The sequence below is a fragment of the Novosphingobium chloroacetimidivorans genome (genome assembly GCF_014204535.1).
GTDB lineage: Bacteria > Pseudomonadota > Alphaproteobacteria > Sphingomonadales > Sphingomonadaceae > Novosphingobium > Novosphingobium chloroacetimidivorans.
Map to the genome: position 1 here is coordinate 38,490 of NZ_JACHLR010000022.1, position 11,260 is coordinate 49,749.

Genomic DNA, 11,260 nt, shown 5'->3' on the forward strand with positions numbered 1-11,260 from the left:
GGCGGAACCGGTCCCGGATCAAGTCCGGGACGACGAATTGCAGCTAGGCCTCGGTCGCGCCGCGGATCATGCCGACGATGCCGGTGCGGCCGACCTCGACGAGGCCGAGATCGCGCATCAGCGCCACGAAGCTGTCGATCTTGTCCGGCGCGCCGGTCAGTTCGAACACGAAGCTCTCGGTCGTGGTGTCGACCGGGCGGGCACGGAAGATTTCCGCCACCCGCAGCGCCTCGACCCGCTTCTCGCCGGTGCCGGCCACCTTGATCAGCGCCAGCTCGCGCTCGACGTAAGGACCATTCTCGGTGAGATCGACGACCTTGTGCACGGGCACCAGGCGTTCGAGCTGGTAGCGCACCTGATCGACCACGCTTTGCGGCCCGTGCGTGACGATGGTGATCCGGCTGACCGAGTGGTTTTCGGTGATGTCGGCCACGGTCAGGCTGTCGATGTTGTAGCCGCGCGCGGTGAACATGCCGGCGATGCGGGCGAGGATGCCCGCTTCGTTGTCGACGGTCACGGTGAGGACGTGCCGCTCCTCGGCGGCCTTGTGGATTTTCATGCGATGAGTTCCGGGGCGAAAGCGGCTAGCGCAGCTTGGAGAGGGGTGCGCGAGGTCGAGAGGGCACAAACCCCTCTCCAACTCCGGCTAGTACCCGCGGCGCGGGCACAAGCCTGCGTATCCTCTCCCCGTCCGGGGAGAGGGAAAAGCCGAACAGCCATCACACCAGCGCCTTGGCTTCGTCGCTGACGGTGCCCACCACTTCGTCGCCGTGGAGCAGCATCTCGGTGTGCGCCGCGCCGCTGGGGATCATCGGAAAGCAGTTGGTGTCCTTGGCCACCAGGCAGTCGACGATGACCGGGCCATCATGGTCGATCATCGCCTGGATACCGGCGTCCAGCTGGCTCTCGTCCTCGATGCGGATGCCCTTCCAGCCATACGCCTCGGCCAGCTTCACGAAGTCGGGAAGGCTGTCCGAGTACGAGTTGGAATAGCGGCTCTCGTACGTCAGCTCTTGCCACTGGCGAACCATGCCCATCCACTCGTTGTTGAGGATGAACACCTTGACCGGCAGGCGGTACTGCGTTGCCGTGCCCATCTCCTGGATGTTCATCTGGATCGAGGCGTCGCCGGCGATGTCGATGACCAGCTTGTCGGGGGCGCCGCACTGCGCGCCGATCGCGGCGGGCAGGCCGTAGCCCATCGTGCCCAGGCCACCGGAGGTCAGCCAGCGGTTCGGCGCGAAGAAGTGGAAGTGCTGCGCCGCCCACATCTGGTGCTGGCCGACTTCGGTCGAGATGATCGGATCGCGATCCCGCGTCATCTCGAACAGGCGCTGCACGGCGTATTGCGGCGCGATTCCCTGCGTGTTGCGTGGGTAGGCGAGGCTGTTGCGCGCGCGCCATTCGTCGACCTTGGCGTGCCAGGCGCTCAGGTCCTGGCCGTTGCGGCCGTTCCAGAGCGTCAGGATCTGCTCCAGAACCTGCGCGCAATCACCCACCAGCGGCAGATCGACTTCGACGGTCTTGTTGATCGAAGAGCGATCGATATCGATGTGGATCTTCTGTGAGTTCGGCGCGAACGCATCCAGTCGCCCGGTCACCCGGTCATCGAAGCGAGCGCCGACGCACAGGATCAGGTCGGCCTCGTTCATTGCCATGTTGGCTTCGAACGTGCCGTGCATGCCCAGCATGCCGAGCCAGTCCTTGCTGTCGGCGGGGAAAGCGCCCAGGCCCATCAGCGTTGAGGTGACCGGCGCGCCGATTTTATCCTGCAACTCGCGCAGCAGTTCGGAGGCGCGCGGGCCGGAGTTGATCACGCCGCCGCCGGTGTAGAACACCGGGCGCTCGGCCTTGGCCAGCATCTCGACCGCAAGCGCGATGTCGGCCGCAGGTGCCTCGGTCTTGGGCGAGTAGCGGTTGCGGCGCTGCGGCGCACCCTCGTGCCACAGGGCCGAAGCGATCTGAACGTCTTTGGGAATGTCGATCAGCACCGGACCGGGGCGGCCGGTGGTGGCGATCTGGAACGCCTCGTCGATCGTCGCGGCAAGCTCCGCCGGATCGCGGACCAGGTAGTTGTGCTTGGTGCAGTGGCGCGACATGCCGATGGTGTCGGCTTCCTGGAACGCGTCCGAGCCGATCAGCGCGGTCGGGACCTGGCCGGTGATGACGACCAGCGGGATCGAATCGAGGAACGCGTCGGCGACACCGGTCATGGCATTGGTCGCGCCCGGGCCCGAGGTGACGAGCACGACGCCGGGCTTGCCGGTGGAGCGGGCATAACCTTCGGCCGCATGCGCAGCGCCGGCTTCGTGACGCACCAGAATGTGGCGAATGCGCTCGTCCTGGAACAAAGCATCATAGATCGGAAGTACCGCACCGCCCGGGTAGCCGAATACGAATTCGACGCCCTGCCGGACGAGACTTTCGACCAGGATGTTCGCGCCGCTGCGCTCTTCACTCACAACACATGTCCTTACTGTTGAGATGCATGTTCTGTTCTGCACCCTCGAAGCCCGAAGGCTGATCGGGCTCATAATGAAATGGACCCGGCACCACAATGGCGGCCGGGTCGCATCCTCTCCCATCCCGCTTCTTTGATCCGAGCAGGTGAGTGGCGCCTAAGCGATCAAAAATGTCACGTCAAGCCATATGACCGCAAGAAAATTTCTTGCACCGACGTAGGCCTGAAATCTTCGTAGGAGATGCGCGGCCAATGCGGAGGCGGTTGGTGTCGCAACCAGGTATATTGCCGCTTGGCATAGTTCCTCGTTGCCTGAGCACCGCGGTCCCGAGCGACCTCGAGAGACATGCTCCCACCGAGATATTCGACGAGTTCCGGAACTCCGATCGCCCGCATGACCGGCAGATCGGGATCGAGGCGGCGTTCCCGCAATCGTGCGACTTCGGCCACGGCGCCACGCGCGATCATGCGGTCGAACCGAGCGTCGCAGCGGGCGTAGAGTGCCGCGCGCTCGGGCAGCAGGATCGCGGCCTGGACCTGCACCCGATCTCCGATGCCGCCCTCCACCTGCGCCTGCCAGTCCGCCAGCGTCCGGCCCGTGGAGCGGACCACCTCGAGGGCTCGTGCGATCCGTGCCTGGTCGTTCGCACCCAGCTTCTCGGCACGCGGGGGATCTTCCTGCAGGAGAGCGGCATAGGCCTCCGCGACGGGCAGGGCTCGCACCTGGGCGCGGATGGCTTCGTCTATGGGTGGGACCGGAGCGATGCCGTCCAGCAGGGTGCGGATATAGAGGCCGGTGCCCCCAACCAGGATCGGCACGCCGCCTTGTGCATGCACCGCGTCGACCTCACCACGCGCGGCCGCGGCCCAATCGGCAGCCGAGCAGGGCCGGGCGCCGTCCCAGGTGCCGAACAGCCGGTGCTCGATCCCGCCCATCTCCTCGGGCGTCGGTCGTGCGCTGAGCACTTCGAGATCGGCATAGACCTGGGCGCTATCGGCATTGATCACCACGGCGCGCTGGCCTCGCGCTTCCAGCGCCTGCCCCAGGGCGACGGCACAATCGCTCTTGCCGCTCGCGGTCGGCCCTGCGATGAGCGCCAGCGGCGGCCGGGACGGGTCGGGTCGCACGAACCAATCAGAGGTGTTTACGGTGCTCATTGCCCGGCTGATAGCAGAGACCGAAGGCTTGTCGGCAAGGATCGATGCCGCCCGTGCCGATCTGGAGTCGCGAGGCGTGCGCGTGGCCGGCATCGCCATGCTCGATCATTGCGGCGAGACTCTGGAGATCACCTCGCCCGACGACGATCGCGCCGCGATGCTCGAAGTGCTCGACCAGCACTTCGCGCCCGCCGACATGCTGGTCGCCAACGATGACATCGTCTTCCCCCGGGTGTTCGTGTCGGACATGGATTCCACCATGATCGGGCAGGAGTGCATCGACGAGCTGGCCGACTTCGCCGGTCTGAAGGACAAGGTGGCCGCGATCACCGAGCGCGCGATGCAGGGCGAGCTCAACTTCGAGGCTGCGCTGCGCGAGCGCGTTCGCTTGCTGGGCGGCTTGCCGACGAGCGCCATCAAGGAATGCCTCGCCAGCCGGATCGCTCCGATGAGCGGCGCCAGGACCCTGGTTTCGACGCTCAAGGCGCGCGGTTGCCGGACAGTGCTGGTCACCGGTGGATTTCACCAGTTCGCCGACCCCGTGGCCGAGCAACTCGGCTTCGACTATGTTGTCGGCAACCGGCTCGAGGTAAACACCGACAAGCTCAGCGGTGGCCTCGAAGGCGCGATCGTCGATAGCGCGGTCAAGAAGGCAACCCTTCTCGCCGAAGCGCAGGCGCTTGGCGACGACGTGGTCACCTTGGCGATCGGCGATGGTGCGAACGACATTCCGATGATCGAGGCGGCGACATATGGCTTCGCCTACCACGCGAAGCCCAAGGCCCGCGCCGCTGCCAATGGCCGCATCGACCGGGGCGACCTGACGAAAGTGCTCAAGCTGCTCGGCGTGCCGATGCGCGACTGGGTGAGCTGACGTGGCCGATGGCGGGGGAGGCTTGGCGCGCCTGGGCGCGGGCCATCCTCGCTACCGCCTGTTCCTCGTCGTGCTTGTCCTTACCTCGGTGCTCCTGAGCCTGATGGCCAAGATCGACATCGCCATCCTCCTCGGCTTCGATCTTGCCGCCCTGGTCTTCATCCTGTCCTGCGTGAACCTTTGGCGCGGCGGCAAGCCGGACGAGATGCGCATGGAAGCCAAGCGCGACGATGCCGGGCAGTTCCTGCTGCTGGTGCTCACTGCGGTCATCAGCACGGTCGTGCTGACGGCGCTCGGCATCCTGCTCCTCGACAAGCAGGGGCTGGACGCTCTACACATCGTGCTGCTGGTCGCGACCTTACTGGCGAGCTGGACCTTCGCGAACCTGGTCTACGCCTTCCACTATGCGCGACTGTTCTACTCGCGAGGCAGCGGTGGTGACCAAGGGGGACTGGATTTCCCCGGCGACTGCGAGCCGGAGTTCGCCGACTTCGTGAACTTCGCGTTCGTGATCGGGATGACGTGCCAGACCGCCGACATCACCATCACGCACTGCGCGATGCGGCGGATATCGACCTTCCACGGCCTGTTCGCGTTCGCGTTCAACCTTGGCATTCTGGCGCTGACGGTGAACGTGCTCGCATCGTCGTAAGCGACCGCGTCGAGCGGTACGGCCGGTTGCGACGATGATGAAAGGCCTGGCCTAGCGCTCCATCCAGTCACGGAAGAACGCCTCGTGTGCCTCGCGCAAAGTCCGAAGATCCGTGGCGCTTTCGCCACTTGCGTTTCGGAAGGTCAGCGTTTCGCCCTCTGTCTCACCCAGAGCGATGGCGACCAGCCCCGCGCCCTCGACGCTGTCGAGCAGGGCGATCGGATCGTTCGTGGTGACGACATAGCGGGCCTGATCCTCGCCGAACCAGAAGCCGGGTTCGCTGACGGTGTCCTCGGGTGAGGCGACGGCGAAACCGATCCCGCTGGCCAGAGCCATCTCGGCCAGCGCTACGGCGAGGCCCCCGTCGGAGCAGTCATGCACCGCCGTCACCTGGCCGCGGGCGATCAGTTCACGCACCGTCTCGCCAGCCAAACGCTCCAGCGAGAGGCCGACGGGGGGAGGGCCGCCTTCTTCACGACCCGCGATTTCACGCAACCACAGCGACTGCCCGAGATGCCCGCTCTCGCCGCCGATCAGCACGATCGTCTCGCCCTCGGCCTTGAAGGCGATCGTGGCCATGCCTTCGTGATCGTCGAGCATACCGACGCCGCCGATCGCGGGCGTGGGGAGGATCGCCGAGCCACCGCCGGTCGCCTTGCTCTCGTTGTAGAGCGAGACGTTGCCGCTCACGATCGGGTAATCGAGCTGGCGGCAAGCCTCGCCCATGCCGTGGAGCGCATGGACGATCTGCGCCATGATCTCGGGTCGTTGCGGGTTGGCGAAGTTGAGGCAGTTGGTGATTGCCAGCGGCTTCGCTCCGACTGCCGAGATGTTGCGCCAGGTCTCGGCGACGGCCTGCATGCCACCCTCGTAAGGATCGGCGTAGACGTAGCGCGGCGTGCAGTCGGTGCTGATCGCGAGTGCCTTCTTGGAGCCGTGCACCCGCACTACCGCCGCATCGCCGCCCGGCTTCTGCAGCGTGTCTGCACCGACCTGGCTGTCGTACTGTTCCCAGATCCACTTGCGCGAGGCGAGATCGGCCGTGCCCATCAGCTTGACGAGATCGGCAGCGACATCGGTCGTGTCCGGCACTTCGCCCAGCGGCAGCACGGCGGCCCAGTCGGCATATTCCTCGCGGCTGATGAAAGGTCGCTCGTACTCCGGCGCCTCGTCCGCCAGCGGCCCGAGCGGAATGTCGCAGACCACCTCGCCGTCGAACTCCAGCACCATGTGGCCGGTGTCGGTCACCTCGCCGATCACCGCGAAGTCGAGCTCCCACTTGCGGAAGATCGCCTCGGCCATCGGCTCCTTGCCCGGCTGAAGCACCATGAGCATGCGCTCCTGGCTCTCACTCAGCATCATCTCATAGGGCGTCATGCCCTCTTCGCGGCAGGGCACGGCGTTCATGTTGAGGCGGATACCCGCGCCGCCCTTGCTCGCCATCTCGACCGAGGAGGAGGTGAGGCCGGCAGCGCCCATGTCCTGAATCGCGACGATCGCGTCCGTCGCCATCAATTCGAGGCAGGCCTCGATCAGCAGCTTTTCGGTGAACGGATCGCCGACCTGCACGGTGGGGCGCTTCTCGTCGCTGTGCTCGTCGAAGTCGGCGCTCGCCATGGTGGCGCCGTGGATGCCGTCACGTCCCGTCTTGGAGCCGACATAGACGATCGGATTGCCGAGGCCCGTCGCGGCCGAATAGAAGATCTTGTCCTGCTGCGCGATGCCGACGGTCATCGCGTTGACCAGGATGTTGCCGTCGTAAGCCTTATGGAAGTTGGTCTCGCCGCCGACCGTGGGCACGCCGACGCAGTTGCCGTAGCCGCCGATGCCCTGCACGACGCCTTGCACCAGGTGCTTCATCTTGGGGTGGTCGGGTCGGCCGAAACGCAGCGCGTTCATGTTGGCGACGGGCCGCGCGCCCATGGTGAACACGTCGCGCAGGATGCCGCCGACGCCCGTCGCCGCACCCTGGTAAGGCTCGATATAGCTGGGGTGGTTGTGGCTCTCCATCTTGAAGATGGCGGCCTGGTTGTCGCCGATGTCGATCACGCCGGCGTTCTCGCCCGGGCCACAGATCACCCACGGAGCGGTCGTCGGCAGCTTCTTGAGGTGCACGCGGCTCGACTTGTACGAGCAGTGCTCCGACCACATGACCGAGAAGATGCCGAGCTCCACCAGGTTCGGCTCGCGCCCGATCGCGTGCAGCACGTGCTCGTATTCCTCGGGGCTGAGGCCATGGGCCTCGACGACATCAGGTGTGATTCCAGCCATGCGCCGCGCCTTAGCGGCAGAGGCCGAGCGGCGCTAGAGCCGCGCCCCCAATGCGCGGCATACAACTCCATGCACATTGAGACCGGTCAGCCTCCACCTTGACCCACGCCGCATGCAGCGCCATTGCTGCGCACGATGACCCAGACGCCTGAAATCGCCGCGTTGAGCTTCGAGGATGCCTTGCGCGCGCTGGAGGATGTGGTGCGCGCGCTGGAGAGCGGGGACGTGCCGCTCGACGATTCGATCACTCTTTACGAGCGCGGCGAGGCGCTGCGGCGCCACTGCCAGGCGCGCCTCGATGCCGCCCAGGCACGTATCGAGAAGATCGTCGCCGGGCCCGATGGCCTGCCTGCGTCGACCCAGCCCTTCGATGCAGCGGGCCGCTGAGCCTTGGCCTCGGTTCGCGATGAAGGCACCCGGGCCATGACGTCAGCGCTTCTCCCCGATGCGCTCGCGCGGATCGCCGGCGAGATCGACCGCGCTTTCGACCTGCTGCTGCCGGTGCCCGCCGACGCTCGCGCGAAGCTTGTCGAGGCGATGCGCTACGCGGCAATGGGCGGGGGCAAGCGTCTGCGCCCGCTTTTGCTGTGCGCCACCGCCTCGATGTACGGCGTCAACCGAGAGGCGGCGGTTCGGGCCGGTTGTGCCATAGAGTCGATCCACGTCTACTCGCTGATCCACGACGATCTGCCTTGCATGGACGACGACGACCTGCGCCACGGCAAGCCGACCCTCCATCTTGCCTTCGACGAGGCAACCGCCGTTCTTGCCGGCGACGCGCTGCACGACTTCGCGTTCGAGGTCCTGTCCGATCCGGCGACCAGCGCCGACCCGTTCGTGCGCATCGAGCTGGTTCGAGCGTTGGGGCTCGCCAGCGGATGGCAGGGCATGGCCGGCGGGCAGATGATGGACCTCGTCGCCGAAACCAGCGAGTTTGACCTGCCGACCGTCACCCGCTTGCAGCAGCTCAAGACGGGCGCCCTGCTCGGCGCCGCAGTGGAGATGGGCGCAATCCTGGGCCGCGTACCTGTCGAGGGCCGGACGCATCTGCGCGGCTATGCCCGCGACATCGGCCTGGCGTTCCAGATCGTCGACGACCTGATCGACCACGAGGGCGACGCCGAGCTCGCCGGCAAGGCGGTTGGCAAGGACGCGGGCGCAGGCAAGGAAACCTTCGTCTCGCTTCTCGGAGCCGAGCCCGCGCGCCAGCGTGCGCACATGCTGGTCGACCAGGCTCTCGCTCATCTGGCCAACCATGGCTCGGAGGCCGACTTGCTGCGGGCGGTGGCGCGCTACATCGTCGAGAGGGATCATTGATGCCTGCGCAGCGCACCGGAGTCTATCCCGGCACCTTCGATCCGATCACGCTCGGTCACGCCGACATCATCCGCCGCGGCTCCAAGCTGGTCGATCGGTTGATCCTGGGTGTGACCACCAACCCTTCCAAGAACCCGATGTTCACGCCGCAAGAGCGCATCGCCATGGTCGAACGCGAGGTGGCGGCGATGGGGCTCGATAACGTCGAGGTGGTCGGCTTCAACGCGCTGCTGATGAAGTTCGCCGAGGCGCAGGGCGCCAGCGTCATTATCCGCGGGCTGCGCGCGGTCGCCGATTTCGAGTACGAGTACCAGATGGCCGGCATGAACCAGCAGCTCAATGCCAGGATCGAGACGGTGTTCCTGATGGCGGACGTCGGTCTGCAGCCGATCGCATCCAAGCTGGTGAAGGAGATCGCGCTCTTCGGCGGCGAGATCGGCAGCTTCGTCAGCCCGGCCGTGCGCGACGACGTCGTCGCCCGCGTCGCCACCCTCGGCCGCCTCGGCGATTACTGACGCAGGCGCGCCGGCATCGAGCACGGGCCGGAGTTTTTCCGTTCATTGCCATGACAGCGGCTTGGCTCTATCGCCTCAGCAACTGTGTTCCCCCTGTCGCGGCGCCCCCACGTTACGCCGCGCGATCCGAGAGTTGCCGATGAAATCCCGCCTGCTTGTGTCGACGATGATGGGCATGATGATGGGGCTTGCGCTGGCCAGCTCGCCCGCGGCCGCCAAGAAGAAGGAGCCGGTCGTTGCCGCCGCTCCCGCGCTGCCGACCGTGATCGACACCGACATCTCGCACGATCCGGACAACGTGTTGCTGCTCGACCTGTCGGACGGCGGGCGCGTGGCCATCCGGCTCATGCCGCAGTGGGCGCCCAACCATGTCGAGCGGATCAAGACGCTGGCGAAGCAGGGCTTCTACAACGGCGTGATCTTCCACCGCGTGATCGACGGCTTCATGGCGCAGACCGGCGATCCGACCGGCACCGGGCAGAGCGGCTCGCAGCTGCCTGACCTCAAGGCTGAGTTCAACGCCATGCCCCATCTGCGCGGCACCGTCTCGATGGCGCGCACGAACGATCCGAACAGCGCCAACAGCCAGTTCTTCATCGTGTTCTATCCGCGCTTCGCGCTCGATCACAAGTACACGGTGTTCGGACGCGTGATCGGCGGCATGCAGTACGTCGACGCGATCCAGCGCGGCGAACCGCCGGCCAATCCGACGCGCGTGTTGCAGGCCTCGCTCGCCAGCGAGAAGAAGCCCGCGCCTGCCGCTCCGGTCAGCCCGGCGGCGCCGGCGGCCAGCGCGGCGCAGCTCAGCAATTCCAAGTCGGACTGATCGCGAGGCTCTTCCGGCACTGAGCCGCACGATGGACGTCGACCTCTTCGATTTCGAGCTTCCGCCCGAGCGCATTGCCTTGCGCCCGGTCCGCCCGCGTGACGCGGCGCGCATGCTGGTCGTCGATGGCGCAGCGCCGTTCGCTGACCGTCACGTGCGCGATCTGCCCTCACTGCTGCGAGCGGGCGACGTGCTGGTGTTCAACGACACCCGCGTCATCCCCGCGCAGCTCGAGGGCCAGCGCGGCGAGGCACGGATCGGCGCGACGCTGCACAAGCGGATCGACTTGCGGCGCTGGCAGGCCTTCGTGCGCAACGCCAAGCGGCTGCGCGAGGGCGATCGCATCGCTTTTCCGGCCAATGTCGCCGCCATCGCCGAGCAGCGGCACGAGGACGGCAGCTGGACGCTCGCCTTCGAAGGCGACGAACCGGTGGAGATCCTGCTCGAGCGGGCAGGGCGCATGCCCTTGCCGCCGTACATCGCCGGCAAGCGCCCCACGGACGAAGCCGATCGCAGCGATTACCAGACGATGTTCGCCACCCGCGACGGCGCCGTCGCCGCGCCGACTGCATCGCTGCATTTCACGCCAGAACTCGTCGCCGCTCTCGATGCCGCCGGGATCGATCGAGAGACGCTGACGCTGCATGTCGGCGCGGGCACGTTCCTGCCGGTCAAGGCGCAGGACACCGCCGAGCACCGCATGCACGCCGAATGGGGTCGCATCGACGGCCCCACCGCCGCGCGCCTCAACGCCGCTCGCGCCGCCGGTGGTCGCCTGATCGCCGTAGGTACCACCAGCCTGCGCCTGATCGAAAGCGCGGCCGAAGAAGATGGCACCATTGCGCCGTTCGAAGGCGACACCTCGATCTTCATCACCCCCGGCTACCGTTTCCGCGCGATCGACGGCCTGATGACCAACTTCCACCTGCCGCGCTCGACCCTGTTCATGCTGGTCTCGGCACTGATGGGGCTTGAACGTATGAAAGACGTTTACGCCTATGCGATAGAAAATAACTATCGGTTCTACTCTTACGGGGATAGCTCGCTACTATTGCCGTAAGAGTTACTCAGTGGGCCGGGCAGGGGCCGCCTGACGTGCTCCCCGGATTGTTACCAGTCAGAGGTAGAGTCCCGCGCCTTCATGATGGTTGGTTGAGGTGATGGCAACCTGTCCGGGGGCATGCCC

General features: G+C 66.2%; 11 protein-coding genes. 7 read left to right on the forward strand and 4 right to left on the reverse strand.

Going from position 1 to position 11,260, the window contains the following annotated elements; all coding sequences use genetic code 11:
- Nucleotides 1–43: 43 nt before the first annotated feature.
- The 3 genes from ilvN to miaA form a co-directional block, all read right to left on the reverse strand.
- The gene (gene ilvN / locus HNO88_RS18680) at nt 44–559 is read right to left on the reverse strand and encodes an acetolactate synthase small subunit (protein ID WP_184249290.1); all 516 of its coding nucleotides are present in this window, start codon (nt 557–559) and stop codon (nt 44–46) included.
- A gap of 160 nt (nt 560–719) precedes the next feature.
- A complete protein-coding gene (gene ilvB / locus HNO88_RS18685; protein WP_184249293.1) occupies nt 720–2,462 on the reverse strand; it encodes a biosynthetic-type acetolactate synthase large subunit in 1,743 nt (580 codons plus the stop codon).
- Between the two features lie 173 nt (nt 2,463–2,635).
- Nucleotides 2,636–3,619, reverse strand: coding sequence for a tRNA (adenosine(37)-N6)-dimethylallyltransferase MiaA (gene miaA, locus HNO88_RS18690; RefSeq protein WP_184249296.1), 984 nt, complete (start codon nt 3,617–3,619; stop codon nt 2,636–2,638).
- Here miaA and serB point away from each other — a divergent pair.
- Together serB and HNO88_RS18700 are read left to right on the forward strand one after the other, a co-directional pair.
- Entirely contained in the window at nt 3,612–4,493 is an 882-nt protein-coding gene (serB, locus tag HNO88_RS18695; RefSeq protein ID WP_312857121.1) for a phosphoserine phosphatase SerB, read from the forward strand. The two genes, miaA and serB, sit on opposite strands and share 8 nt — an antisense overlap.
- 1 nt (nt 4,494) lies before the next feature.
- Nucleotides 4,495–5,145, forward strand: a complete 651-nt coding sequence (locus HNO88_RS18700; RefSeq protein ID WP_312857122.1) for a DUF1345 domain-containing protein — start codon at nt 4,495–4,497, stop codon at nt 5,143–5,145.
- 51 nt (nt 5,146–5,196) lie between these two features.
- Here the strand turns inward: HNO88_RS18700 and purL are convergent, their stop codons facing one another.
- Nucleotides 5,197–7,416 (reverse strand): phosphoribosylformylglycinamidine synthase subunit PurL, encoded by a 2,220-nt coding sequence (gene purL, locus HNO88_RS18705; RefSeq protein WP_184249302.1) that lies wholly within the window; start codon nt 7,414–7,416, stop codon nt 5,197–5,199.
- Nucleotides 7,417–7,551: 135 nt separating this feature from the next.
- Between purL and HNO88_RS18710 the strand changes: the two genes are divergently transcribed.
- From HNO88_RS18710 to queA, 5 genes are all read left to right on the forward strand, one after another.
- Complete coding sequence (locus HNO88_RS18710; protein WP_184249304.1) at nt 7,552–7,803, forward strand: exodeoxyribonuclease VII small subunit; 252 nt, start codon at nt 7,552–7,554, stop codon at nt 7,801–7,803.
- Nucleotides 7,804–7,839: 36 nt separating this feature from the next.
- Nucleotides 7,840–8,733 carry a polyprenyl synthetase family protein gene (locus HNO88_RS18715; protein WP_184249307.1) on the forward strand — a complete coding sequence of 298 codons (894 nt, stop codon included), beginning with the start codon at nt 7,840–7,842 and terminating at the stop codon, nt 8,731–8,733.
- Nucleotides 8,733–9,248, forward strand: coding sequence for a pantetheine-phosphate adenylyltransferase (gene coaD, locus HNO88_RS18720; protein ID WP_184249310.1), 516 nt, complete (start codon nt 8,733–8,735; stop codon nt 9,246–9,248). Before HNO88_RS18715 ends, coaD begins: the two co-directional genes overlap by 1 nt.
- Before the next feature lie 139 nt (nt 9,249–9,387).
- The gene (locus HNO88_RS18725; RefSeq protein WP_184249312.1) at nt 9,388–10,074 is read left to right on the forward strand and encodes a peptidylprolyl isomerase; all 687 of its coding nucleotides are present in this window, start codon (nt 9,388–9,390) and stop codon (nt 10,072–10,074) included.
- 31 nt (nt 10,075–10,105) lie between these two features.
- Complete coding sequence (gene queA, locus HNO88_RS18730; protein WP_184249315.1) at nt 10,106–11,134, forward strand: tRNA preQ1(34) S-adenosylmethionine ribosyltransferase-isomerase QueA; 1,029 nt, start codon at nt 10,106–10,108, stop codon at nt 11,132–11,134.
- Nucleotides 11,135–11,260: the final 126 nt, after the last annotated feature.